This is a genomic window from Psychroserpens ponticola, assembly GCF_023556315.2.
GTDB lineage: Bacteria > Bacteroidota > Bacteroidia > Flavobacteriales > Flavobacteriaceae > Psychroserpens > Psychroserpens ponticola.
In genome coordinates this window covers 1,929,221-1,954,902 of sequence record NZ_CP116221.1, presented here as the reverse complement: position 1 = coordinate 1,954,902, position 25,682 = coordinate 1,929,221, and the positions used below count along the sequence as shown (strand labels likewise).

The following is a 25,682-nucleotide window of genomic DNA, read 5'->3' as shown; positions in this document are numbered from 1 at the left end:
GGTTGGTTGCGTTGGCGAGAACTAAGTTAGTAAATAGAAAACGAACCAGTAGAAAATTCCGCAGGAATTTTCCGAGTACGCAACGACCACAGCAATTAATTATACACGTTGTTGTGTGTAGTTTTTTAATCGTTTTATTATTTTCCTTGCGTTACTTTCGATTACTTTCCATTCCCACAATTCAGGATTTCCAAATTCAGGATTAGTGCTTTTCCAATTTTCAGCTCTTTTTTTTGAATTCACAGAAATTCGACATTCAATTTCGTTTTCAGCATTTATTAAATTCAATTGAATGTAAATAATTCCCCAACCATCAATTCGGTTTCGGTAAGTTTTTCCGTTACAATATTTTGGGTCAAGTTTTAATTCCGTTATTGAGAATCTGCCTTTACTTTCAGGATGGTAAATTCCAAATCCTAATTGTTTTTTATTTTCAGCAATCGAGTGAGAGAAATAGTCTTTAAATTCAGAGTAATTTTTTATCCGAACCAAATCTTTTTCCATTTCAGAGTATGATTCATAAAGTTCAGCTTTAGAATCCGATAGAATAAACTCAATCAGTTCAAAAAACTCTTTCTTATTTATGATTTCTGTTCTTTGCATTCGGTTTTCTCAAATTACACACAACGTGTTTGTGTATGGCTAGTTGCGTTGGTAAGAACTAAGTTAGCAAAAAGAAACGAACCAGTAGGAAATTCCGTTAGGGATTTCCAAGTATACACAGACTGAGCAATTGGTTATACACGTTGTTGGCAACTGTAGCGACACATTAGAGTAATCACATTCAGATTAGAGTGTTGGAGCAGGAGTAAGTTTTCATAGATGTATGATAGATTTTTCTAATAAAAGAAAATTGTACAATTTTAGATTAAAGCTCCTCTTTAAAAATAAAGAATTTGAGTGATCATCTTTTTAGATTTGAGTGAATGATTGCACAAACTTTCTCAAACTCAAATAAAAATTTTCTCAGAATAGTTTTTTAGTGAATGTGTCTTAACCTCAAAAAAAAAATCGCGAAAAGAAAACCAGACTTTTTTTCGCCACAATGAGTTTTAGATTTTGAGTAAGCTTTCAACTTTAAGAGTATGAGTGGCAATAGCTCCGAAGTTGTAATTATAGTAACTCTGTATCACTTGGAGTTACTATAATTATAACTTCGGAGCTATTGTTACCAACGTGTTTGTGTATGATTTCGTTGCGTGTTTCAGCAACTAAATTAGTAAACTAAAACGAACCAGAGGAAATTCCGAAGGAATTTCCAAGTAGGCTAGAACTAGCAATGAATTATACACGTTGTTGCCATTTCGTTGTTTTTATTCAGTTCGAATTTTCATTTAGATGTAAATTTAAAATGCATATATTTGTTTTTATTAAATTGTATATTATGAAAACAAAATTACGTTCTTTTTTATTAAATTTAGTAATAGTAATTATGCCTGTTCTTGGTTTTAGTCAATGTCCAGGTACAATTACTTTAACATCACAAGCAGAAGTTGATGCTTTTCCCACAAATTACCCTTCTTGTACAGATATAGACGGTACATTAACAATCAGTGGGAATGATATAACGGATTTAACACCTTTACTTGGTATAGAAACGGTTTATCATTTATATATACAAGACAATCCATTACTTGTTGACTTAACAGGTTTGAATAATTTCACAGGAGAAGGTGTAGATGAATTTATAATATCAAATAACGATAATCTAATTAATATAAATGGTTTGAGTTCCTATGTATCAAATTATGGAATTCGATTACATTACAATAATTCTTTACAAAATTTAATAGGTATATCTCCTTCATTTGCAGGAACCATACAACTATTAGGGAATCCTAATATACAAAGTTTAGAAGGACTTGAAGTCATATCGTCTTTATTTGGAATTTTATTACAGAGTAATAATTCGTTGTCCGATATTTCCGCATTGTCAAATGTTAGTTTGGGTAACGATACTTATGTAGACATTATAATTACAGATAACCCTAATTTATCAAATTGTAATATAGAATCAGTTTGTTACTCTTTAGCGAATTGTATTTCAGAGTGTAGTTATCAGATTGAAAACAATGCAGAAGGTTGTTCAAATATTTTGGAAATAGGCTATAATTGTGGAATTGAACCAAGAAATGATGATTGCAGTAGTTCGTTTTTATTAACTTTAGGAGAACAAATCGTTGCATATAATGAGTTGGCAACATCATCAAACCAAATACCATCTTGTAATAATGTTAGTAATAGAGCAGACGTTTGGTTTAGTTTTAATACTGGTGCTAATGAATTTATTGATATTAACGTAAGTGAAGGTTATAATTTACAGTTATGGAGTGGAACTTGCAGTTCATTGACCCAAGTAAACAATGCTTGTAGTACAGGTTCATTAGTGAATATTCCAGTCTCAACATTTACTTACTATAAGCTACAAGTATGGAGTGAAGACACAGGTAGAATGGCAACAGGTTTATTCGATATTGTTATTCAAGACGAATTGTTATCTACGCAAGACATTTCACTCATAGAATTTAGCTTATATCCTAATCCAACAAGTAATATTTTGAATTTAAAATCTAATAAGACTATTACTCAAGTTAAAGTACATAATCTTTTGGGTCAGGAGATAATGAGTTTGAAACCGAATTCATTTAGAGAAGAAATCGATTTGGTTGAACTAAATTCTGGAATGTATTTAGTTACCGTTGAAAACAATAATTCATCGGCAGTTTATAGAGTGATTAAAGAATAATATTTGGACAAATTATTCAATAAAAGTTCGTTGCTCACAATGAATGGCAACGTGTTCGTGTATGGCTTGTTGCGTTGGCAAGAACTAAGTTAACAAAAGGAACTAACCATTAGGGAAATCCGCCGGATTTTCCGAGTACACACAAACCAAGCAATTGGTTATACACGTTGTTGGCAGTTGCTATTTACCAGTCATATATTTCTTTAATATTTCCAATTTCGCTAGAAGGTAAACTGTTAATTTTCTTTATAGCAGTAATAGAGGCTGTGTCTTTATAAACTGAACTATACATATTTAAGCCTTCTCCAGGATATAATACTTGAAACGCATAACTCATGATCCTTTTTTCAATAATATTTTTTCTTTCAGCATTTACAGGTTCATTAGTTAAAGCTGTAAGTATAGAACCAGTTTCTTCTTCTTTATGATTGTAAATTTTTTTAATAAATACCTTAAAGGCTACTGATTTTATATTAAATTTTTGAGGTTCTTCTATTGGTTTTGGGAGCTCTTTAGCATCTTCATAAACCTGCACTTTCTTAGAAATCATAACTTCAATAAGCTTTTTCAGATTAATAATCGGGTCGTCAATTATAACCATAGTTTTTCTTAATTTATCTATTATTAGATAGTCATTTTCTTTCTTTAATAATACATACCTAGTATTAATATTGGTCAATATTTCATTATGAATTTCCATAATATTATTTTAAAAAGGGGCTATTAATATTGAAAGTTACTCTTTTTTTTCCAATGGGTAATATTACCGATTGAATCTGAGGTGAACCTACAGATTGAGCAGTTTTCAACCAATTAATATCGTGAATGCTTGGTTTTATTGTGCCATTTGGATGTGTATGAGAAAGAAGTATTTCTTTAGCGTCAATTGGTAATTCTACGCTATTACTTGTGCCTTTGTATATGCAATAGTAATTACCATTATTTATTGTAAACATAATAGCAAATTCAATTTTAAATCTCTCAGACATCTTTCTAATTAAAGATTGAGTTGGTAAAAAATCTAATGTTAGCCCATACTCTGGGAGTCCATGTTCTTCGAATATTGAAATAATATTTTGAGGTGTTAACATTATTTTAGGTTACTGCCAACGTGTTCGTGTATGGTTGGTTGCGTGTTTCAGCAACTAATTTAGCAAATAAAAAACGAATAGAATATTCCGCAGGAATATTCGTAAGTAGGCTATAACTAGCAATTAATTATACACGTTGTTAGCTGTAGTTATTTTTCGAAGTGAAAAATATACTATTAAAATTCCTGATAAAACTAAAACCCAATATAAATAGTTGTATTCCAATGATAAAACCCAATTGTAGATATTAGCACCAAATTTAATTGTAAGCAGCCATGTTAGATTTGATAGAAAATGTATTAGAATAGTGTAAAGAATATTTCGTGTTTTAGAATAAATTAGACAGCATATAACGCCAAAAAGGAATGTTGGGATTAAATTCCTATAACTTGGAAGGTGAATTAATGAAAAACAAATACTTGAAATTATGATTGAAATTTTACTTGAGTACTTCTTTGACAATTCTACAAACAAGTATTTTCTAAAAAATAATTCTTCAAATATTGGAGCAATAAATAGAACAGCTATAGTCCTATAGAATAAAGAAATATTTGAACCTTGATAATTTGTATATGGTTCAATTGGAACATTATTTATTGTATCCAAGATTCTTGTGAAATCAAAACATGGTCTATCAAAAAAATATAAGCCAATGTTCATTATTAGAAGATAAATTACAATTTCTAAATTCAATGATTTTACTTTTTTAATTCCATTATCCCATTTGAGTTTCATTTTAGAAATAAAAAATAATACTATGATAAATGAGATTGAATAAGGAACAATACCAGAAATCCCAATTAAATGCAGAATTGAATTTGTTTCAAAATTAGTAGTATCTGCAAAATACCATACAGGATAAGATAAAGCTAATTCAATAACCATTAATAAAGCGGTAAGTAAGAATGCCTTGAGGATGTTCATTTTTTAATTACTGCTAACGTGCTTGTGTATGGTTAGTTGCGTTGGCTAGGACTAAGTTAGTAAACAAAAACGAACCAGAGGAAATTCCGAAGGAATTTCCAAGTAGGCGAGAACTAGCAATGAATTATACACGTTGTTGTGCTTTCGTTATTTTTCTAGCCTATCTTTAATCTTTTCTTTAATTATCTCAGCAAGTTCTTGTTGTTGTATCAAATCTCGATTGTGGTTTTTTATAGCAAAAAGTTGATAATCAAAAACTCGAATTTTAAAGTCTCTACTATTATTAATATAATCTAAATAGTCAAGATTTAATTTATGATTTACTGCAAAATCGAGAAACCAATCTTTTTGTTGAAATTCTGTAATGTTCCTATCGGTAGCGTTTTTAACCAATTCATATTTTTCGTTAATGATCGCTTGTGAATAATAGTCTTCTATAGAAAAAGAAAGTGAATCAGAATCTATATCCATAGTATTAAATGTTTTAAAAAGTTGATACCCTTTTTTGGTGTTCGATATATTATCATGATTTGTAATAAGACGGATACCGTAGGGAAATGTATATTGATTTTCATCATTTATGGTTTCGTATTCGATTGAAGGCACACTATCGTAAAGAATTCGATTCATTAAAGTATCCTTTTGTTTGTAATATTTAATGACAAGAGAGAGGTTTAAGCTATCTGCCTTTATATCTTTATAAATTTGTGTGTAAACTTGTTCTTCATAGGTTTTAGCTTTTCTATCTTCATTCCAGTTATTAATGCTTAATGCAATCAAAATTCCAATTACCACAAGTATAATTTCTCCAATCGCATATTTAAAATACTTTCCAGTTTTATTTTCCATAAGCAAGTTTTGTCTAATTTTTCTAAAGAATTTTATCATTGGTTAGCGGTTTCTGATAATGAAGCACAACGTGTTCGTGTATGGCTAGTTGCGTTGGCGAGAACTAAGTTAGTAAAAGAAAACGAACCAGAGTAAAATCCGCAGGATTTTCCGAGTACACACAAACTAAGCAATTGGTTATACACGTTGTTGTGCTTTCGTTATTTTTGTTCTAATTCAATTAGACCTAAAATGTAACCAGCGTATTCTTTGTAAGAAATTAAAATTCGGATATAATTTTTTTTGTAAAAAAGCTTATAACTTGCTAATTGATTACGATAAGTTTCGCTTTCAAATATATACAATAGCATATCTTCATTATATCTTTTTTCAGTCCAATCTACAAACCAAGAATATTGCTGAAAGTCTTTTATGTTTTCTAAAGAAATATTTTTAACAACTTGAACTTGAGTCTGAATCCTTGGCATGGCACTTGTATAAAATTCATCAATCCTATCTGGTAGTGAATCTTTTGTTATTGTTTTAATAACACCATTATTATTGAATAGATTATAACCTTTTGAATTAATTTCAAAGGAACTAAATGTTGCAACATCTATGACGCATATTTTACAGTCTTTATAATTAAGAGGGCTTATAGTATCGTAAAAAGATGGTTTTATTCTTTTTTCTAAAATATCCTGAATTCTTTCTTCTTTTTCTTCATAGATTCGAACTATTCGCCCAATTTGTGTTGTGTCAATTATTAAGTCATTTTGTATTTGTTTATAAATTTCTTTTAGTTCTTTTTTTGCTGTATGTTCATTACTCCAGTTATTAATTCCTAATGCAATTAGTATTCCAATTACCACTAGGACAATCTCACCGATTGCATATTTCAAATACTTTGTAGTTTTGTTTTTTCCCATAAGGTCGTAACGTATTTTTCTAAAGAATTTTATCATTGGTTAGTTATTTCTCGAAAGTTAGGATAATTATTTCATTCCGTTCGAGTGAGAATAATGAAGCACAACGGTTTTGTGTATGGCTGGTTGCGTTGGCAAGAACTAAGTTAACAAAAGAAAACGAACCAATAGGAAATTCCGTTAGGAATTTCCGAGTACACACAAACCAAGCAATTGGTTATACACGTTGTTGTAAGTAGTGCTTTTATTCATTGCAATGTACCTTTATTTTTTCTTTAGCATCTAAATCTCCTAAATCAGCTGATAAGGTAAAGTTTTCACAAGCCTTATTAAGTTCAGCTTTTTCCAAATATATTCCGCCAAGAAAGAAATGGCTTTCGGCTTTATTATAATTTGCTTTAATGGAATTTTCAAAGTCAATTATTGCTAGATCATATTTTTTAGTAAAAAAGTAATTTACACCACGAGAAAATTGAATTTTACATTTATGTATTTCAAAATCATTATCGTTATCTAATTTATCAAAGTCAAGATTTGTTCTTAAACCTAACGTACCTCCATTTGAATTTGCAAAACTTGTCAAAGCTCCACTTGTATTCAGTGCTTTTGTAAAATATTCAATGGCTTTTTTTGGTTTTTCTAATTCTTGATAGTTAGTTCCGATGTTATAGAGGGCAAGAGTGTTATCAGAATCAAATTCTAATATTTTTTTATAGTCCATAATTCCGCCATCAAGGTTTCCTAGTTCAGTTTTGTAATATCCACGATTTAAAAGTGCAGGTCTGAAATCAGATTGTTTTTCGATAGATTTATCGAGTAATTCAATCGCTTTTTTTAAATCACCTTTCTCTTCGTATTCGAAAGCTTGATTATAGTATTCATCAGCAGAAGTGAAGTCACAAGAGTACAATAGCACTCCGAAAATTAATATGTAAATGAGTTTTTCTCGCATTACTTACAACGGTTTTGTGTATGGCTTGTTGCGTTGGAAAGAACTAAGTTAACAAAAGAAAACGAACCAATAGGAAATTCCGTTAGGAATTTCCGAGTACACACAGACTGAGCAATTGGATATACACGTTGTTGTGTTTAGTTATTTAATTCAGTTAATATTTTTTCTTTGTCTTTACTCCAAATCGTATATGTAAATGTTCTTTTATTATGAAAAAACATTTCATCTTCCAATATTGTCGCACTTGATAATACATAAAAAGCTATACTAAAAAGTTGAAGTAAATTTTTAATGAATGAAGTCAAGAATGATGGGTTTTCTCCAAAGTCATCAATAACTCTCATTCCGAACACATATTTCCCAAAAGTTCTACCAGTCAACGATTCAAATATCGGATTAATAATAAATAAAGCTAAAAATGCCAACAAGTATGGATATATACTTTTTTCGATTAAAATTCTGTCAATAAGATAAAATATTCCTAAATAAAATCCATAGTCAAATACTTTCGCAAATAATCTTATCCAAAATTCGTCTAAATTCGGGTTTAACGGAAATTCATATTCAAAATTTTCTCCTTGCCTTGTAACCGTTTTATAAGTTTTAGCATTAGATATTCTTTTCGTTTTTTTCTTTTGCAGTTCGTATTTGATTATGAGTTTGGATAAATAGTACAGAGTATAGTATGTAAGTATTAAAACTCCAATAGCTATTAATTCAAATGTAAAGTCGTTCGTCATAATTAAACACAACGGTTTTGTGTATGGCTGGTTGCGTTGGCAGGAACTAAGTTAGCAAAATAAACCGAACCATTAGGGAAATCCGATAGGATTTTCCGAGTACACACAAACCAAGCAATTGGTTATACACGTTGTTAGGCGCTGTGTTTTAATTATTTAAATAATTCTCTTAATGGGGTTCCCGAATTTCCACTTGGTAATTGAAGATTCAGCATCATTGTTAGGGTAGACGAGATATCTGTAGGTGAAACTTGTCTTACAGATTCTCCATGTGAGATCCCGTTTCCAAACCATAATAAAGGTACATGAGTATCATAACCATATCCAGAACCATGAATGGTTCCTTTTACTAAAGATACGTCAATTTCAGAATCATCATCTTGAACAAAACCAGCATTAAAAGTTAAGATGACATCTCCAGATCTTTTTTGATTGTAACCATTTTGAGCGCGTTTTTTCATTCCAGAATTATATTGAGTAGTTTGCATGTGGTATGCTGTTAAAGCACTACTAATTCCTTTGAGATTTACCAAAAAATCGACTGCATCTTGCTGTATGCTTTTTAGTTGAATTCCCTTTTCTAAAATAATATCTCTATTTAAATATAATTGTTCATCATCAAAATTTTGAATCCACGAACCTTTTCCATATTTGGTGTTTAAATATTTTTCTAATTGTTCTTTATATTTAGCCATTCGTACTACTCCAGTTGGGATGTTGATATCATTAAGATATGATGCAATAGGAATTGCTCCGTGATCGGAAGTAAGAAATAGCGTGTACTCTCCTTTGCCAATATTCTTATCTAAATACTTTAGAAGCTTACTTATTTCACGATCTAATCGTATATATATATCTTCAACTTCTACTGAATTAGGTCCAAAAACATGTCCAGCTTTATCAGTTACAGAATAGCTAATAGTTAGCATATCGGTGTCTTTATCGATGCCTAATTTTTCATTTTTAATGGCATCTAATGCAAATTCAGTAAGTAATGTGTTTCCTGCTGGTGAAAAGCCTAACATCAAATATTCGATATTTCTTTTCTTGTATTTTACACGAAGTTTTCTAAAATCATAAGGAAAAGTAGGGCTGTCTTCTCCAAGAATAAGCTCATATTTGTTGTTATCTCCATAACTTTCAGTATAGTTTTCTATTGGGTAAAATGTATTCCAGACCGTGTCTAAATATTTACTCGATTTTTCTAATTCATTAAACCTACTAACCCATTTAGGTAATTTATTCATATAGTAAGAACTAGAAACAAAATATCCAGGACTAGTTTCAATATCATGCCAATATGCTGCGTTAGCGAGATGACCTCCAGGTAATACTGCTCCTCTGTCTTTTAATGAAACACTTATTACTTTCGATCTAAAATTTGTACTCAAACGAAGCTGGTCAGAAATTGTAGTGGTTAATAGCTGTTTTGGGGAAGACCCAACATTATTTTTATTTTGACTACCAATCAATACAACAGTGGTATCTTCCACACTTTTAACATATCTATTTTTATAGCGATTGAACCAACTATTCGCTATAACACCATGTTTAGATGGTGTGGTGCCCGTATATATTGAAGAATGTCCAGCAGCTGTAACCGTAGGTGTATAATTATATTGGGTGTTTTTAAAATTGAATCCATCGCGTAAAATTCTTTTAAAACCATCATCGCTATATTTTGCTGCATACCTATACAATTGTTCAGATCTCATTTGATCTACTACAATCCCAATAATCAGTTTGGGCTTTTTTAAACGATCAGATTGCCCGTATGAAAAATTAGAACTAATTATATACAGTATTAAAATTGAAATTATACTTTTGGATTTCATTATGTTAAATATTGATTTGTTTATTGAAGACGAAGCGGTATCTGTTTTGTTACATTGCGCCTAACGTTGTTGTGTATGATTAGTTGCGTGTTTTAAGCACTAAAGTTAGCAAATAAATACAGATAGAAAGTCCGCGAGGACTTTCGCAAATTGGCTAAAATCAAGAAATTAATTATACACGGTGTTGGCAATTGGCATTATTTATTTTGTCTCTTGAATTTTGTCAGGACTTTGACGACTATCAAAAACGTTTGCAATTTCAACTCTTTTAAAATCAAAATTTATCCAATAAACGATTTTATAATTTTTAAAAACTAAATACCGAAATTCGTGTTTTCTATTTGATAGATTTAATTCGACTTGACCAATTTCAGGTTGGTTTTCCAAATCAATTGTACTATCTATAATTCCATTGATTAATTTTTGAGCTATGCGTTTTCCTGCTTTAAATTTATAATAACTATAAATATCATCGAGTTTGTCCTCCGCTAATTGTAACCAATAAACTTCTAATCCCATTTTTGGATTTTGGCTTTTAGATCTGTAGCTTTAATCATTCTTCCATTTTTGGAATCTTCCATAGCTTGGTCAATTTCAGAGTTGTATTGCTCCATACTCATTGGTTTTAGGTTTTTCTCAACAAGTTCGGTTTTTCTTTTTCGCAATAATTTTTCAAGTCCACTAACTATTTCTTCGTTTTGTAGTCTTAAAAACTCTTGAATGAATGATATTTTTCGGGTTTCTAAATCCATTTTATTTACTTTTTATCAAAGATACAAAATTATCAATTCAGTTGTCATTTTTCTTTAATTGACGGATTTTACTGCTTGTTGCCAACGGTCTTGTGTATGATTAGTTACGGAAAAGGACGTAAGTCATTTTCCGATTATTAGCTAATATAATTAATTATTGTGAATTTCCGATTGGAAATTCCGCAGTAATTAATTATACACGTTGTTAGCAACTGTAGTGCAGCACAAGTCATTGGTGAATCACTGAACTAGCTATATACCTCATAGCAACCGAAAGAGAATGCTATAACTAACATTAGCTGATACTCCCAAGAAACCGTTGATTTGGCAAAAGAGAAAAGTCCATAATAGCATTTAGGTTGCACCACAGGAATACTAACGAACACCTTTTTTGGATTTTAGAACGATACAGAACGCAAGCGATAATTTGGCTGACTTACGAAAAAACAATTTTAAATGAACGAAGATATTATCTTAAAAATAAATTGTTTACCATTGAAGTAAGAAATTATCTTGAGAGTTTCCTAGCTATAAGTTAATAAACAAAAACAGACTATAAAAGCGTTTAGTTCTCCAAAAAATGATAAACGAAAATCTTAAATGAGAAATTTGAGATTTTTGTATTAATAACAATAGTTCAAATAGAGTAGTACTGTTGAATTTTTGCACTATTGTTGTTAACGATTTTGTGTATGATTAGTTACGGAAAAGGACGTAAGTCATTTTCCGATTAGCAGCTAAGTTAATTAATTATTGTGAATTTCCGATTGGAAATTCCGCAGTAATTAATTATACACGTTGTTAGCAACTGTAGTGCAGCACAAGTCATTGGTAAATCACAGAACTAGCTATATACTTCACAGCAACCGAAAGAGAATGCTATAACTAACATTAGCTGATACTCCCAAGAAACCGTTGATTTGGCAAAAGAGAAACGTCCATAATAGCATTTAGGTTGCTCCACAAGAATAATAACGAACACCTTTTTTGGATTTTAGAACGATACAGAACGCTAGCGATAATTTGGCTGATTTACGAAAAAACAATTTTAAATGAACGAACATATTATCTTAAAAATAAACTGTTTACCATTGAAGTAAGAAATTATCTTGAGAGTTTTCTAGCTATAACTTAATAAACAAAAACAAACCAAAAAGCGTTTAGTTCTCCAAAAAATGATAAACGAAAATCTTAAATGAGAAATTAGAGATTTTTGTATTTAAAACAATAGTTCAAATAGAGTAGTGCTGTTGAATTTTTGCACTATTGTTGTTAACGGTTTTGTGTATGGCTAGTTGCGTTGGCAAGAACTAAGTTAACAAAAGAAACCGAACCAATAGGAAATTCCGATAGGAATTTCCGAGTACACACAAACCAAGCAATTGGTTATACACGTTGTTGGCAATAGTTTTTTAATAATCGTCTAAAATTTGTTCAGTTGAGCAAATTTTACTAAATAAAATATCGAGCTCTTTTGCTGTGCATCTATCAGAAAAATCTTCTCTTAAAAAATTAATCATTTTTGGGATTTCCAATGTTTTTTCTACAATAATATATGATATATCTTTTGAATTAAATCCAAATCTACAATCAGAGATGTTTTCATTAGCTTCTTCTTTATTTTTATTGAAAAAACTTAAATCTAATGAAAATGAAGCATTATTCATTTCTTTTTTAGTAGGTACAAGTCTCCATTCTCGTTCATCATAAAACTTATAATTAGGATTATTCACATCTTTTCTTTTTAGTAATCCAGAATAGTTTTTTGCGTAACTTTTTATTTGTAAAATTTCTAAATCTTGTTTTCTTGTTAAGTTCGTGTCTTTTTTTCGTCTTTCTTTAATTAGTTCAAATAAACTTTTAGCAAAAAGAGAATTGTGATCTATATATAAAACAGGATTTACTCCGTTTTTAATTGCCCAATTTTTAGATAATCCAATTCCATACTTTCCATAGGCATCAAAATGTTGTTCTGAATCAGATAAGGGAATATCACAAAATGAAATCATTGGATGTGCTGCATTCGATGAACCAGAACCAAGTTTTAATTTTTCAACACAGTATTTAATTCGAAACCCTTCTTTTAAGATTGATGTTAATACTTTGAAAGAATCAGTGTAATGAATTATTGAATTTGTACTTATTGCCATTCTGTTTAATTATTGCCAACGGTTTTGTGTATGATTAGTTACGGAAAAGGGCGTAAGTCATTTTCCGATTAGCAGCTAAGTTAATTAATTATTGTGAATTTCCGTTTGGGAAATTCCGCAGTAATTAATTATACACGTTGTTAGCCACTGGCTTTTTTATGATTCAATATTTAGTTCCAATTTCAGATGTCCACTATCTATTTCCCTAACCATAATTCCAGATAAGTCAAGGTCGTCAATATCGTGTCCCCAAATTCCATATTTTCCATCAGTTTTATTCCGATTAATCATACCTTCTCTTTCGTTGATAGGTATTGTTTTTATTATGCTCGTTTCCTCTTCTTCTTTATAAATTTGATTATATGCTTTACTGATTTCTTCAATTAATTGTTTTCGAGTAAATCCTTTTGAAGAATCAGACATTATCATTATTTCAACTGGATTGCTTAATGGATAATCAATTCTTAAAAGTGCAAATTTTCTCTCTATTACGATTTCATCTTTTCCGATTAGACTTTCAATTTCTGATTCAGGGTTTTTAACAGAAATCCAAGGCATTATGTCATTTTCAAATCCCTCTTTGGCATCTACTTTGACTCCAAAAGTAATTTCATTTACAGTTTGATTCAGCTCCGTTTTATTCTTTTCGTTTTTCGTTTTGCAACCTTGAATAATGAATACAAATGAAATTATCAGCAAAATATTTTTCATAAAGTTTGGTTTTCAGCTTGTGGCTAACGGTTTTGTGTATGGCTTGTTGCGTTGGCGAGAACTAAGTTAACAAAAGAAACCGAACCAATAGGAAATTCCGATAGGAATTTCCGAGTATGCAGAAACAGAGCAATTGGTTATACACGTTGTTGGCAACTGTAGCGACACATCTGAGTAATCACATTCAGATTAGAGTGTTGGAGCAGGAGTGAATTTTCATACATGTATGATAAATTTTTCTAATAAAAGAAAATTGTACCAAATTTGATTAAAGCTCCTCTCGAAAAATAAAGAATTTGAGTGATCATCTTTTTACGTTTGAGTGATTATTTCCGCAAGCTTTCTCAAACTCAAATAAAAATTTTCTCAGAATAGTTTTTTAGTGAATGTGCCTTAACCTCAAAAAAAAAAAATCGCGAAAAGAAAACCAGGCTTTTTTTCGCCACAATGAGTTTTAGATTTTGAGTAAGTTTTCAACTTTAAGAGTAAGAGTGGCAATAGTTCCGAAGTTGTAATTATAGTAACTCTGTATCACTTGGAGTTACAATTTCGGAGCTATTGTTACCAACGTGTTTGTGTATGGCTTGTTGCGTTGGCAAGAACTAAGTTAACAAAAGAAACCGAACCAGAGGAAATTCGGTTAGGAATTTCCAGGTAGGCTATAACCAAGCAATTGGTTATACACGTTGTTGCCTCACGTTTTTTATTCTTTTTCCATTTTCGATGGTTTTGGTGGTGGCGGAATTTGTCGAAAATAATCAAAGAAAACTCTTAATTCTAATGTGTCATGAGTTTCCTCTTTTATTTCGTCAAATGTGCGTGTCAATTTAATTAATATTTCTTTCAGTTCTTTTCCGTTTTTACTCGTATCTATCGTGATTTCTACAAGTGCTTTTTTAGGTGACTGAGCATATCTAAAGTTTTCATCTTTATTCAGATAATGTTTTTTTAAAATCCGTTTCAATTCTGATATTGAATATCCTCCGTCTTTTAATATCGAGTCAGATGTTATTGGGATTACATTTCTATATTTTATTAGTCCTCCATCGTAAAAGTAAGGTGTAATTCTTTTTTTTAATTTTCCATCATCAAATTCCACAATTAATTTTTTATTATTCTCGCTGTAACTTCTAACTATATTGGTTATTTCTCTAAAATTTAAAGTGGTTGTGTCAAGTCCAACTAGTTCAAAAGTTTCTTTTTGTAATTCTCTGTCAGTTGGGTAATTTCTTATTTCAGTTGTTTTGTTTTTACAACTCAAAATCAGAAAGATTGACAATATGTAGATGATTTTCCTCAAATGTGTGGCAACGGTTTTGTGTATGATTAGTTACGGAAAAGGGCGTTAGTCATTTTCCGATTAGCAGCTAAGTTAATTAATTATTGTGAATTTCCGTTTGGAAATTCCGCAGTAATTAATTATACACGTTGTTGGCAACTGTAGCGACACATTAGAGTAATCACATTCAGATTAGAGTGTTGGAGCAGGAGTAATCACATTTAGCGAGAAGAGTAAGAAAACCTTAAGAGAATGAGTGAAAAGTTCCGCAAACTAGCTTAAAAACGTTTTTAAAAAAATAAATTTTTCATCAAGACAGTTTTTTAGTGAATGTGTCTTAACCTCAAAAAAAAATCGCGAAAAGAAAACCAGGCTTTTTTTCGCTACAATGAGTTTTAGAGTTTGAGTAAGCTTTCAACTTTAAGAGCAAGAGTGGCAATAGTTCTGAAGTTGCAATTTTAGTAAGTGAATTTGAATAAGAGTTACAATTTTGGAGCTATTGTTACCAACGTGTTCGTGTATGGTTAGTTGCGTTGGCTACAACTAAGTTAGTAAAAGAAAACGAACCAGAGGAAAATCCGCAGGATTTTCCGAGTACACACAAAACGAGCAATTAATTATACACGTTGTTGTGCTTTCGTTATTTTCAACTCAATTTATTTTCTAATTCTTGTTTAATAATATTTAAAATAGAATTTACTTGTTCCAACATCTGTTTTTGTCTTTCTAATCTGTTAAACTCATCAATAGATTTCAAAAATAGATTTCCAAAATAAGAATCATTTGTAAAGAAAGTCTCGGAGATGGTCAGACTATTAATTTTTCTCGAATTATAACCTAAATAATGTCTCATTTTATTGCTGGCTATTTTAAATATGAAATGACTAGTTTCATTATTAAGATTTTCTAATAATTTCATTGAAGATTCTTGGTCCTCAAAACCAGATTCAAAGTCTGCAATAAACTGGGCTAATAAATTTCTTAAATTTTCATTTTGTATTAAGTCAATTTTACCAGCACTAATCAAAGAATTGTAGGCTCCTGTAACTGGTTCAGCTCTATACCAGGAAGTGCTATAAGCAATAAGATGACTTAAAGAATCTAAATTTGTATCAAAATATTGATACTCTTTTTTATTATGTCTTTCATAAATTCCTGCTAGAGCTTGACTATGGCTCATTACCTTGGATTGAGATCCAAGAGTTTTTCCTATTCTTTCTTTAGAAACTTTAAAGTCCGCATCCAGAGCATTCAAAATCTTAATTTCTTCGTTTGAAGCTTTTCGGTTTTCATTCCAATTATTGATTTGAAGAGCAATCAAAATTCCAATTACCACAAGTACAATTTCACCAATAGCATATTTAAAATACTTTCCAGTTTTATTTTTTTCCATAAGATCGTATCGTATTTTTCTAAAGAATTTTATCATTGATTATCGGTTCTCATAATGAAGCACAACGGTTTTGTGTATGGCTAGTTGCGTTGGCGAGAACTAAGTTAGCAAAATAAACCGAACCATTAGGAAAATCCGATAGGATTTTCCGAGTACACACAAACCAAGCAATTGGTTATACACGTTGTTGTACAACGTTTTTTAATTCCGTTTCTATTATTTTTCCTAGATTTATAAGGTTAACAGAGTCTTGCTCGTTAAATTCTTTTTCAAATTTTAAAAAGATTGAATTGTCCTTAAATTCCAAACTAAATTCATTGACTTTAACTAATTCATCTGTTATATTTCTAGTTATTATTTCTTCTAATTCCGTTTGACTCAATGAAGATTCTAGAATGTATTTTTTGTTAAATTCTTTTCTATCATTAAGTTTTTTGTCAAATTTCAGGAATAGATTCGCAATTTTTTCATTTAGATAAGCAGGTCTAATTATGAGTTCAGGAAGATTTGATTCCGTTTTTAAAATCAATCCATTATGTTTACTTTCAGTATCAATTTCAACCATAGATTCTCCAGCAGTTCCCATTATTTCAGTTTTATAGGAGTTGCGAATAGATAATAAATATGCATCAAAATCAAATTCCGTTAATTTCCAAGTGTAGATGTTTTTTAAAAATTTTCCTTTTGGAATAATTGAGTATTTACTTAAATCAAATCGAATTCCTTTTGCGACTTCCATTGGGAATTTCTTTTTTAGAAAGTACAGTATTTTTCTATTGCTTTTTTCTATTTCGGAAGTCATTTCTCAAATGTTGTACAACGGTTTTGTGTATGGCTAGTTGCGTTGGCGAGAACTAAGTTAGCAAAAAGAAAACGAACCAGTAGGAAAATCCGCAGGATTTTCCGGGTACACACAGACCAAGCAATTGGTTATACACGGTGTTGCCAGTAGTTTTTATTACACTTCAAATATTTTATCAAATGGAATGTCAAATTTACCTTCTCTATGATAAAAACGTAGAATTCCGTTTATTTATAAGTTCCACTTTGTATTGAATCCAACTCAATATCTGCAAAAGAGTAATTGTCTTTAAGTTTATAATCAACTTTTTTTCGTTTGTAAGTTGTATTTGCTTTGAGTCATTTTTGTTTTGAATAATAATTAATTCTTAGAATAAAATCTCTGAAAAAACCTTGTATTTCAATGAATTTTATAAAAACCCATTAGAGTTTAGTTTTCAATTAGAAGAAAATGTAAAATAAAATTACAATTTTGTAAAACGTTCTTCTAACTCAGATTCATCGTAGGCTAAGGTTAAGTTATTTTCATCGATATTTAGTATAAAAGCTCTAAAGCCAAAATTCTGACCAATTACTGTAAAGTTAGTTTCTTCATTATTATAAGTTATAGTACCTGTTGTCTGTGTTTCTATTTCACAAGAATTTCCAGAAAATGTTACCTTATCATAAATAAGGTCTTCAGAAAATGATATTGTTTCCAATATTTCACAATTATCTAGATTTTGAGGGTTGTTATTTATTAATCTTGTTTCAATTTGCCATACACCCATAATAAGTTCGGCATTATTTCTAACATCATCATAATCATCATCATCATTTGAATCCTTATTACAAGAAGATAAAAGAAAGATAGAAAGCAGTAAGATACTTTTAAATAGTGTTTTCATAATTTAATTACTTAAGAGTTATTTATAATGCATCGTACGGGTTTGATAATGTCATCACAATTTTTAACGCCTAATTACTTTGTCATATTTATACATAATGTTTAAAATTATATAGTCTTTATTCAGGATGGGGCAATATTACTGGCAACGTGTTCGTGTATGGCTTGTTGCGTTGGCGAGAACTAAGTTAACAAAAGAAAACGAACCAGAGGAAATTCCGTAGGAATTTCCAAGTAGGCTAGAACCAAGCAATTGGTTATACACGTTGTTGTATGCAGTTTTTGTTATTCCAATTTCCAAGTTTTCTTATCAACTGTTTTTATAGATTCAATTTTGTAACCATTCAGTATAATTTGTTCAATATTTGATTTACCTAGTCCACAACTTGTTCTTTCGAAAACAAATTTATTATTTGTCAATTCAGACGGATTTACTTTAAAACCATCGATTGACGAAATACATTGGCTGAAAAGATTCAATTCATAATCACCATTTTCTCTCTTGGTTAAATGAATTTGAATTTCTTTGTCTTGAAAATCCACAATATAAGATTTGACATGTTGACATTCTCTGTAATTCATTGGACCTTTAAAAGAAGTCTTTTCATAAAAATCAATCTTTTCTATTAGTGTTATACTGTCAATTTCACTTTTGTCAGAAGTAAGATAATATTTGTTGTTTATTTTATTTAAGTCGAATACACTTTCGTCTATTGGTTTTAGCTTACATTCTTTTTCACATGACGTAAGAATTAAAAAAAGAAGTAAGTTCATTATAATTCGCATTCAGTTCGGTTTAAATTGCATACAACGTGTTTGTGTATGATTAGTTACGGAAAAGGGCGTAAGTCATTTTCCGATTAGCAGCTAAGTTAATTAATTATTGTGAATTTCCATTTGGGAAATTCCGCAGTAATTAATTATACACGTTGTTGCATCACTTTTGCGACAGAGTAGAGTAAGCACGTTTTACTTAGAGCGTTGAAGCAGGAGTAATCACATTTAGCGAGTTTGAGTAAGCAGAATTAGCCGTTTGAGTAGAACGTTCCGCAAACAAGCTCAAAATCCGTTAGAGTAAGAAACCTTTTCTTTTTTTGTATAGAGTTTGAGTAAGCTTCTCCTTCAAGAGTTTGAGTGAGCAATAGATCTAAAATTAAAATTTATTGACTTAATTTAAATAGGAGTTAGGATTTGGAGCAATTGGTTGCAACGTAGACGTGTATGATTAGTTACGTTTTGTTATTACTAAATTAGCAAAAAGAAACTAACCATTTTATTTATGGTAATAAATATTCCAAATATAAGAGGAACAAGTAATTAATTATACACGCTGTTGTTTTTAGTAATTTGGAAATGACCATAGGGAATCTCCATAATTACGTAGGAATGACAGACGCTACATAACAGATTCTGAATCCGGTTTATGGTTTTCAAATTATGTACTATATCGCGGGATATGGTATCGTCATTTTAAAAGCGATCATTAAAAGTTGTTGCGTATTAAAGTATTCAGCACTTTAAATGATAAGTATTTGGGTAATTACTTGACTTTGTCGAAAATATTCTATACCTTAAGGCAAGCTTTATGCGAATTCATTCGTATTTGAGAGTAAAACTCTCATACGATTTCAATCGAAAGCTTGACAAGGAAAAAAATCTATCGAAAGTCAATTCCGTACTGCTTTTAGAGTACTGACCTTAATCTACAAGTTTTGATGATGGCAATAAACCTGGGAAGATCAGAAAGGCTGGCATTATTAAATACAACGTGTTTGTGTATGGTTAGTTGCGTGTTTAAGCAACTAATTTAGTAAACAAAAACGAACGCGAGAAAATTCCGAAGGAATTTTCCAAATAAGCACTTACCAAAGCAATTAATTATACACGTTGTTAGGCACAGTTATTTATCATACCACGAGTAAATTAATTCCGTTATTTTCTCTACATCATTTTCATTCACAGAAAGTCCATATGTAGTAATTAATTCGCTTGTTATTACTCTTTTTATTTTTTCCAATTCGTAACCATTCTGCAAGTCAAGAATTAGTTTTTTGCTTAATTTTCTAAAAGAATCGCTTTTACCAGATGGTATAATATTGGTCTGGTATATAATTTTACTCAACGCACTAATGTTATGTTGGTCAAGAACTTTCATTCAATTTTTTTAAGGTGCTAATTAATTCAGTTTTCTTATTAACTGTTCTATCATTGTGCGTTTCCCAAGTACAATATTCAGTCAGATTTTCATTTAATCCAATTAGGAAATTCCGATGTCCATTATACCAAGTCTCCGGTTTTTCAGATTCAAACCAATTCCGCAAGAGTGGGATTCCGATTTCTATGAGGAATTTTTTAATCCGCTTATTGTTTTCTATTTCAACCGCTTTTAAATTTATAGTCCATTTGTCTAAAGGTTTTGAGTAAGTTCCAGAAATCACTCTCCAAAACCCTAAAAGTTCTCTTGATTGTCCTTTCATAGTTCTTCCATTCCAACCAGGAACAGAAACTCCCATTCGATGACCTTTTTCTTTGTCAAATGAAATTGATAAATCGTCATAAATTTCAATTCCGCTCAACATTTCCGAAACCTGTTTAGTTCCGATTGAGTGAGTAAACCCTTTAATTGGATGCGATTTGTAACTTGTCTTTATCAATGTTCGTTTTAATTGTGCCTAACGTGTTTGTGTATGGCTTGTTGCGTTGGCAAGAACTAAGTTAACAAAAAGAAACTAGCCATTAGGAAAATCCGCAGGATTTTCCGAGTACACACAAACCAAGCAATTGGTTATACACGTTGTTGTACCTAGTTTTTTATTGTTCATCTTCAATAATTTCAGTTTCTATTATTTCGTAATCATTATTGTGTAAATCTATTAAACCAATTAAATTTTCAGATTTATCTCCATGTAGTCTAATTAAACCAGTATTCTTTTCTAAAAAACTATTTAATATTTCTGAACTTTTCTCATCAAGAGATGATATACTTAGAATCTCATTTATTAAAGTAAAAGGAGTAAAGAGAAGTCCTTTAATTGACCACCATCCAGAAAGTAAAATAATAAGTATTGAGTTCCTCTTTTTTCTTTTGCCACAATCAAAACACATTATTCTATTTTCGATGAAGCTAGAGTAAAAAATTAAGATTGATAAAACTCTTTTAAATTCAAATCCACCAATTGTATTGTTTCTTTCTCCACAGTTTGGGCATGGAAGTTTTTCAATTTTTCTTATTAGAGATTCTTGTTCGGATTTTGATAAAGTATCATTTTCTACTTTTACCCAAGTAATTAAGGATTCGTCTAATTTTCTTTTTTCAATTTCTTCTGTAAGAACTTTAAGTACTTCTTTTCTTAAGCTCTTAGATTCATTAATAGCAATTTTTTCAATCTCGAAATCAGAATATTCTTTATAGTTATTTCTGATTTCATCAATGCTTATCATTTGTTGGTTTTAAATTAGGTACAACGTGTTTGTGTATGGCTTGTTGCGTTGGCAAGAACTAAGTTAACAAAAGAAACCGAACCAATAGGAAATTCCGATAGGAATTTCCGAGTACACACAAACCAAGCAATTGGTTATACACGTTGTTACAAGTTGTTTTTTATCTGATAATCTGCTATAAAATCTAATGGATTGTTTCCTGTTGAATTTTCCATTCCTAGATCTTTAGGACTGAAATTCGGATAAGGCCAAATAACATGACAATTTGATAATTTAAGTAATTTGCTTTTTTTAATATTTTCGACAAATGATTTATGTTTTTCATTTTCGTTACTGTACATAAAAGTTATTGTGCTAGCAACTAGGTCTGCAAACTGTAATGATAATTCGGTTGAAGAATCTTTCAATGTTAATGTGTCTATTTGAGTTGGAAAAACCATTTTCCTATTCCCATATCCAACTTCTTGAGTTTTAACATTCATTTGTTTCATGAACTCAATAAACTCTTTATAGAATTCAATTTGCTTTGAATTATCAAAAACAATATTAATTTTTGCATTATGTTTCTTGTGCCATAAATCACATAAATTTAAAAATGATGACAATGTTACGTCTAAAGTAAATTTAGTTACAGATTCTAAAATTTGTTCGATTTGTTCTCGACTTTCTATTATAGGGTTGATAAAAGTTTCTTTAAATTCCACATCTATGGATTCAGAAAAATCATTAACAATTGAATAAAAAGCGTTGATAGAATCATCATCCTTTTGCCTCATCATTTTTATAAATGATTCCAGAACCTTATTAAATGACGTTTTGTCCCATACTAATTCTCCTAAATAAAACAAGTAGTTTGTGTAAATAAGATTTCTCCCATCAATATATAAATCAATTCCATTATCATAAAAAACAGGTTCAATAAGTTGATCAACAATTTGTGCAACAGTAGCAAATTTCTTATGACAAGTTGAACTAATTATATTCTGTTCACAGATTAATTCGTGATTGATAAAATCAATTATTTGTTTTCGCCCTGTAGAACTATTTTTTAATTTTTTAAAATGGATTTCTCCACCATTGTCAAATATTTTTGACAATTCATCTTGTTGTTCTTGATTAAACTGGACAGAGGCTAAAGAAAAAACTTTCTGTTGTTGATTAAGCAAATCTTGTCCTGTATTTCCTGCTTCATCAAAGTATATTGTGTGTTTCATTTAAATGACTTGTAACGGTTTTGTGTATGATTAGTGGCGTGTTTAAGCACTTAATTTAGCAAATAAAAACTGAATAGAAAATCCGCGAGGATTTTCGTAAGTAAGCGAAAACTAGCCATTAATTATACACGTTGTTACCTACTGGCTATTTTGAATTATTCCTTAGATTTTCCAATAACATTTATAATCTGTTCCGTTGGGCTAGAAGGACTTTTTTCAAATTCAATTTCTGAATTTACTTTTGAAATTAATCCATTTCTTAAGTCATCCAATTGTGCTTTTTCATCTGTGAATAACTTAAAAAGCTCGATTTTAGTTAATAAACTTGATTCTTGTCTTTGATTATATTTATAAATATGAAAGAAAATTTGCACTAGAAACAAAGTTAAAGCAGCTATTGTAATTCTCATTGCAATGTCTGGCCAACTTATATAAGATTCCTTTTCAATGTTACTTATTAGTACTTTATAGTCATTGTTTTTCCCATATCTGTCTTCTATTAGTTTCTTTATTTCGGTTAATTTTTCATTTAATTTTTCATCACTAGTGTTTTTTAATAGTCTAGTTGTAGTTAACATTTTAATTCTTTCAGCTTCTAATTCTCTTATTTTATTTGCTTCATTTAAAGCTACAGTCCCAAATGAAGCACTACTTCCAACTATTACAATAACTATCATTGCTATCAAACTAAAAAACACTCTTTTGCTAGATATAGAAACACGTTCTTCAATAGATATAATAACTTTATCTAAAAGGGTCTTTTGTTTTTTAGTTTCAATTATATCATTTTCTGATTCATTAAATAGATCAATTTTTTTATTTTTTATTAGAACGTAAATTTTGTAAACTACATAAATATTAATCAAGTAATAAATAATTGAGATAATAGTATAGTAAAAATTTAAGTTTAAATTCTCTAGAGAATTAATAGCTGGATTGAATGAATTTATAATAGAAGGAATCAATAATAGGTAAGCAAATTTTGACGCCTTAATATTAAATTTTGTTAAAATCCAATTAATGAATAAAGCTAGCGCCAAAGTCGTACTCCAATCACCTATGCGATGGAAAAAAGCAAATTCATCACCTCCATTTGCAAATGCTATAATAAAGGATAGAATTAGTCCAGAAATTGAAATTAATATTAAGCTTTTACTAATAGAATCAATTTTGTTGTTTAAAATATTCATTTCACTATAGTTTGGTTAGCTTGTAGGTAACGGTCTTGTGTATGGAAAGTTGCGTTTTATCAGCGAGGATTTTCCGAAGGAAAATCAGAAGTTGGTAAAAAAGCAACCACCTTTATTTAAGCACTAATCTAGCAATTTTTTATACACGTTGTTATAAAATGTAGCGAAACATTTGAGTAAACGCGAATTGCTTTGCCGTCAAGTTATTTAATAAAAGGAACAAAAGCTAAACGAGTTTTGCTTTTACAGCTTAATAGCGAAAAGTGTTTTTTTTCAAAACTCTTTGTAGCATTTTGCTTTTGAGTAAGTAAATCCGTTTAAATTTAATTCCCGATTGAGTAAAAATCCGCTTTATTAATTTTTCCGAAAGAGGCTAAAATCCGAAGTTGAGTGAGCAGAATCTACTCAATAATTCAATCAGATCTGAGAGCGGAAAAAATCAGAAGGAGAGGAGGAAAACAATAAATATCCATTTAGAATTAACGATTGGTTTCGGATAGAAGTTTTTTCCGAGCTATTTTTTATAACGATTTTGTGTATGGTTAGTTGTGTTGGCTAGGTCTAAATTAATAAAAGAAAACGAACCAGAGGAGAATCCGTAGGATTTTCCGGGTAGGCGAGAACCCAACAATTAAATATACACGTTGTTGTGCATAGTACTTTTAATTAAAGTAGAGATGCCTTAACGACTTTAATCGTTACAATACTTGGCATAGGAGTAATTAAGTCTGCATAAGCTAAATAAACATCATTATTGAGAATTGTTATTCCTCTTATTGTAATATTTGACATGTCTAAATTAGAAAGGATATCAGAAAAAGAATTTGTCAATGTGTCATATTCAGCGATAAATGAGTTTGTCTGGTTTGAATTTTTATTTCCTGAAACTATAATTTTATCATTGTATAAATCAGTAAAGGATTCATGTATTTGATAAGGTGTTGTTTCTTGAGTCCAAGTGTCAGTTACAAAGTCGTATATATTTATTTCGTTGAAACTATTACATTGTTGATTCATGAAATCTTCAAACGAATCACATTCTCTACCTCCAAATATGTGAATTTTACTGTTATAAATTTCTCCATCATTTTGATCTCTATAGCCATACGGCATTGATGAAACATCGAAATCAAATGTATCTAAACTAGTATCATAACTTATAATTTTGTCATTTCCAGCAAAAATTAGTAATTCATCATTGAATGAAGTAGTTCTTAGATATCTCAATTGGGTAAAGCCATTATCTACAGTAGTTATGTTATTTAAATTCAAATCATATTTATAAATATCATTTGACGAAACAGAATAAATTGAACCATTGATTATTTCAATTTGTCTACTTTCTGCAACATCGGGATGAGTTAAATCGTTTTGAGTTAATGTTGTTAAATTATATTTCAAAACACTTTCATTTAATCCATTGTCAGCTGAATAAGTAATAAAAAAAGAGTTTTCACTTGAGCTACTTGCCAAATCTAATTCCAAAGTATCAACTTGGAATGTCAAAATTTCGGTAAAGTCTAAAGATGTTATATTTAAATTTGACAATTCATTATCGGAAGAACAAGAACTCAGAGAAATTGTAACTAATAAAACTGCTAATAAGTTTTTCATAATATCTGGATGGTTTAGAAATTTTACTTTAAACTATATAAAAACCTTTTTATTATTTGTTATTGAGTTAATTAATGTTAAATGTTTTTCGGTTCGCGGTATTATGCACAACGTGTTTGTGTATGGCTAGTTGCGTTGGCTAGGACTAAGTTAGCAAAAGAAACTGAACCAGTAGGAAATTCCGCTAGGAATTTCCGAGTATGCGATAA

General features: G+C 30.1%; 24 protein-coding genes. 1 reads left to right on the top strand and 23 read right to left on the bottom strand.

Annotation, left to right across the window (positions count from 1 at the left end; genetic code table 11):
- Positions 1–99 precede the first annotated feature (99 nt).
- Entirely contained in the window at positions 100–603 is a 504-nt protein-coding gene (locus MUN68_RS08715; RefSeq protein WP_249997392.1) for a hypothetical protein, read from the bottom strand.
- A 781-nt stretch (positions 604–1,384) separates the two neighbouring features.
- Between MUN68_RS08715 and MUN68_RS08710 the strand changes: the two genes are divergently transcribed.
- Complete coding sequence (locus MUN68_RS08710; protein WP_249997393.1) at positions 1,385–2,746, top strand: T9SS type A sorting domain-containing protein; 1,362 nt, start codon at positions 1,385–1,387, stop codon at positions 2,744–2,746.
- A 184-nt stretch (positions 2,747–2,930) separates the two neighbouring features.
- Here MUN68_RS08710 and MUN68_RS08705 read toward each other — a convergent pair whose 3' ends face one another.
- The 22 genes from MUN68_RS08705 to MUN68_RS08600 form a co-directional block, all read right to left on the bottom strand.
- Positions 2,931–3,446: a hypothetical protein gene (locus MUN68_RS08705; RefSeq protein ID WP_249997394.1), complete on the bottom strand. Its 516-nt coding sequence runs from the start codon at positions 3,444–3,446 to the stop codon at positions 2,931–2,933.
- Between the two features lie 4 nt (positions 3,447–3,450).
- Positions 3,451–3,837 carry an MPN domain-containing protein gene (locus MUN68_RS08700; RefSeq protein WP_249997395.1) on the bottom strand — a complete coding sequence of 129 codons (387 nt, stop codon included), beginning with the start codon at positions 3,835–3,837 and terminating at the stop codon, positions 3,451–3,453.
- Positions 3,838–3,960: 123 nt separating this feature from the next.
- Positions 3,961–4,761, bottom strand: a complete 801-nt coding sequence (locus MUN68_RS08695) for a CPBP family intramembrane glutamic endopeptidase (RefSeq protein WP_249997396.1) — start codon at positions 4,759–4,761, stop codon at positions 3,961–3,963.
- Between the two features lie 147 nt (positions 4,762–4,908).
- Complete coding sequence (locus tag MUN68_RS08690) at positions 4,909–5,649, bottom strand: DUF6090 family protein (RefSeq protein ID WP_249997397.1); 741 nt, start codon at positions 5,647–5,649, stop codon at positions 4,909–4,911.
- A gap of 161 nt (positions 5,650–5,810) precedes the next feature.
- Positions 5,811–6,518: a DUF6090 family protein gene (locus MUN68_RS08685; RefSeq protein ID WP_249997398.1), complete on the bottom strand. Its 708-nt coding sequence runs from the start codon at positions 6,516–6,518 to the stop codon at positions 5,811–5,813.
- A gap of 241 nt (positions 6,519–6,759) precedes the next feature.
- Entirely contained in the window at positions 6,760–7,467 is a 708-nt protein-coding gene (locus MUN68_RS08680) for a tetratricopeptide repeat protein (RefSeq protein ID WP_249997399.1), read from the bottom strand.
- A 137-nt stretch (positions 7,468–7,604) separates the two neighbouring features.
- Positions 7,605–8,207, bottom strand: a complete 603-nt coding sequence (locus tag MUN68_RS08675) for an RDD family protein (protein WP_272792447.1) — start codon at positions 8,205–8,207, stop codon at positions 7,605–7,607.
- A gap of 152 nt (positions 8,208–8,359) precedes the next feature.
- Complete coding sequence (pafA, locus tag MUN68_RS08670) at positions 8,360–10,042, bottom strand: alkaline phosphatase PafA (protein ID WP_249997538.1); 1,683 nt, start codon at positions 10,040–10,042, stop codon at positions 8,360–8,362.
- A 201-nt stretch (positions 10,043–10,243) separates the two neighbouring features.
- Positions 10,244–10,561, bottom strand: a complete 318-nt coding sequence (locus MUN68_RS08665) for a type II toxin-antitoxin system RelE/ParE family toxin (RefSeq protein WP_249997540.1) — start codon at positions 10,559–10,561, stop codon at positions 10,244–10,246.
- The gene (locus MUN68_RS08660) at positions 10,552–10,794 is read right to left on the bottom strand and encodes a hypothetical protein (RefSeq protein ID WP_249997542.1); all 243 of its coding nucleotides are present in this window, start codon (positions 10,792–10,794) and stop codon (positions 10,552–10,554) included. Before MUN68_RS08660 ends, MUN68_RS08665 begins: the two co-directional genes overlap by 10 nt.
- A 1,412-nt stretch (positions 10,795–12,206) precedes the next feature.
- A complete protein-coding gene (locus tag MUN68_RS08655; RefSeq protein WP_249997578.1) occupies positions 12,207–12,944 on the bottom strand; it encodes an abortive infection system antitoxin AbiGi family protein in 738 nt (245 codons plus the stop codon).
- Between the two features lie 156 nt (positions 12,945–13,100).
- The gene (locus MUN68_RS08650) at positions 13,101–13,655 is read right to left on the bottom strand and encodes a hypothetical protein (protein WP_272792451.1); all 555 of its coding nucleotides are present in this window, start codon (positions 13,653–13,655) and stop codon (positions 13,101–13,103) included.
- 703 nt (positions 13,656–14,358) lie between these two features.
- The gene (locus MUN68_RS08645; protein ID WP_272792450.1) at positions 14,359–14,916 is read right to left on the bottom strand and encodes a hypothetical protein; all 558 of its coding nucleotides are present in this window, start codon (positions 14,914–14,916) and stop codon (positions 14,359–14,361) included.
- A 664-nt stretch (positions 14,917–15,580) separates the two neighbouring features.
- The gene (locus MUN68_RS08640) at positions 15,581–16,327 is read right to left on the bottom strand and encodes a DUF6090 family protein (protein WP_249997276.1); all 747 of its coding nucleotides are present in this window, start codon (positions 16,325–16,327) and stop codon (positions 15,581–15,583) included.
- 175 nt (positions 16,328–16,502) lie between these two features.
- Positions 16,503–17,129, bottom strand: coding sequence for a hypothetical protein (locus MUN68_RS08635; protein WP_249997275.1), 627 nt, complete (start codon positions 17,127–17,129; stop codon positions 16,503–16,505).
- Positions 17,130–17,592: 463 nt separating this feature from the next.
- Positions 17,593–18,015, bottom strand: coding sequence for a lipocalin-like domain-containing protein (locus MUN68_RS08630; protein WP_249997274.1), 423 nt, complete (start codon positions 18,013–18,015; stop codon positions 17,593–17,595).
- 284 nt (positions 18,016–18,299) lie between these two features.
- Positions 18,300–18,788, bottom strand: a complete 489-nt coding sequence (locus MUN68_RS08625; RefSeq protein ID WP_249997273.1) for a hypothetical protein — start codon at positions 18,786–18,788, stop codon at positions 18,300–18,302.
- A 1,367-nt stretch (positions 18,789–20,155) separates the two neighbouring features.
- Entirely contained in the window at positions 20,156–20,668 is a 513-nt protein-coding gene (locus MUN68_RS08620) for a hypothetical protein (RefSeq protein WP_249997272.1), read from the bottom strand.
- 157 nt (positions 20,669–20,825) lie between these two features.
- The gene (locus tag MUN68_RS08615; RefSeq protein WP_249997271.1) at positions 20,826–21,455 is read right to left on the bottom strand and encodes a hypothetical protein; all 630 of its coding nucleotides are present in this window, start codon (positions 21,453–21,455) and stop codon (positions 20,826–20,828) included.
- A gap of 146 nt (positions 21,456–21,601) precedes the next feature.
- Positions 21,602–22,669, bottom strand: coding sequence for a DUF3800 domain-containing protein (locus tag MUN68_RS08610; RefSeq protein WP_249997270.1), 1,068 nt, complete (start codon positions 22,667–22,669; stop codon positions 21,602–21,604).
- Between the two features lie 155 nt (positions 22,670–22,824).
- Positions 22,825–23,859, bottom strand: a complete 1,035-nt coding sequence (locus MUN68_RS08605; protein WP_249997269.1) for a hypothetical protein — start codon at positions 23,857–23,859, stop codon at positions 22,825–22,827.
- Between the two features lie 666 nt (positions 23,860–24,525).
- Positions 24,526–25,473 carry a Kelch repeat-containing protein gene (locus MUN68_RS08600; protein WP_249997268.1) on the bottom strand — a complete coding sequence of 316 codons (948 nt, stop codon included), beginning with the start codon at positions 25,471–25,473 and terminating at the stop codon, positions 24,526–24,528.
- Positions 25,474–25,682: the final 209 nt, after the last annotated feature.

Excerpts from the sequence above, each read along its gene's own strand:
- MUN68_RS08695 (WP_249997396.1), bottom strand. The coding sequence starts at position 4,761 with ATGAACATCCTCAAGGCATTCTTACTTACCGCTTTATTAATGGTTATT.
- MUN68_RS08710 (WP_249997393.1), top strand. The coding sequence starts at position 1,385 with ATGAAAACAAAATTACGTTCTTTTTTATTAAATTTAGTAATAGTAATT.
- MUN68_RS08665 (WP_249997540.1), bottom strand. The coding sequence starts at position 10,561 with ATGGGATTAGAAGTTTATTGGTTACAATTAGCGGAGGACAAACTCGAT.
- MUN68_RS08610 (WP_249997270.1), bottom strand. The coding sequence starts at position 22,669 with ATGAAACACACAATATACTTTGATGAAGCAGGAAATACAGGACAAGAT.
- MUN68_RS08700 (WP_249997395.1), bottom strand. The coding sequence starts at position 3,837 with ATGTTAACACCTCAAAATATTATTTCAATATTCGAAGAACATGGACTC.
- MUN68_RS08640 (WP_249997276.1), bottom strand. The coding sequence starts at position 16,327 with ATGGAAAAAAATAAAACTGGAAAGTATTTTAAATATGCTATTGGTGAA.
- MUN68_RS08605 (WP_249997269.1), bottom strand. The coding sequence starts at position 23,859 with ATGAATATTTTAAACAACAAAATTGATTCTATTAGTAAAAGCTTAATA.
- MUN68_RS08685 (WP_249997398.1), bottom strand. The coding sequence starts at position 6,518 with ATGGGAAAAAACAAAACTACAAAGTATTTGAAATATGCAATCGGTGAG.
- MUN68_RS08650 (WP_272792451.1), bottom strand. The coding sequence starts at position 13,655 with ATGAAAAATATTTTGCTGATAATTTCATTTGTATTCATTATTCAAGGT.
- MUN68_RS08625 (WP_249997273.1), bottom strand. The coding sequence starts at position 18,788 with ATGAACTTACTTCTTTTTTTAATTCTTACGTCATGTGAAAAAGAATGT.
- MUN68_RS08675 (WP_272792447.1), bottom strand. The coding sequence starts at position 8,207 with ATGACGAACGACTTTACATTTGAATTAATAGCTATTGGAGTTTTAATA.
- MUN68_RS08630 (WP_249997274.1), bottom strand. The coding sequence starts at position 18,015 with ATGAAAACACTATTTAAAAGTATCTTACTGCTTTCTATCTTTCTTTTA.
- MUN68_RS08600 (WP_249997268.1), bottom strand. The coding sequence starts at position 25,473 with ATGAAAAACTTATTAGCAGTTTTATTAGTTACAATTTCTCTGAGTTCT.
- MUN68_RS08615 (WP_249997271.1), bottom strand. The coding sequence starts at position 21,455 with ATGATAAGCATTGATGAAATCAGAAATAACTATAAAGAATATTCTGAT.
- MUN68_RS08655 (WP_249997578.1), bottom strand. The coding sequence starts at position 12,944 with ATGGCAATAAGTACAAATTCAATAATTCATTACACTGATTCTTTCAAA.
- MUN68_RS08715 (WP_249997392.1), bottom strand. The coding sequence starts at position 603 with ATGCAAAGAACAGAAATCATAAATAAGAAAGAGTTTTTTGAACTGATT.
- MUN68_RS08705 (WP_249997394.1), bottom strand. The coding sequence starts at position 3,446 with ATGGAAATTCATAATGAAATATTGACCAATATTAATACTAGGTATGTA.
- MUN68_RS08635 (WP_249997275.1), bottom strand. The coding sequence starts at position 17,129 with ATGACTTCCGAAATAGAAAAAAGCAATAGAAAAATACTGTACTTTCTA.
- pafA (WP_249997538.1), bottom strand. The coding sequence starts at position 10,042 with ATGAAATCCAAAAGTATAATTTCAATTTTAATACTGTATATAATTAGT.
- MUN68_RS08660 (WP_249997542.1), bottom strand. The coding sequence starts at position 10,794 with ATGGATTTAGAAACCCGAAAAATATCATTCATTCAAGAGTTTTTAAGA.
- MUN68_RS08690 (WP_249997397.1), bottom strand. The coding sequence starts at position 5,649 with ATGATAAAATTCTTTAGAAAAATTAGACAAAACTTGCTTATGGAAAAT.
- MUN68_RS08680 (WP_249997399.1), bottom strand. The coding sequence starts at position 7,467 with ATGCGAGAAAAACTCATTTACATATTAATTTTCGGAGTGCTATTGTAC.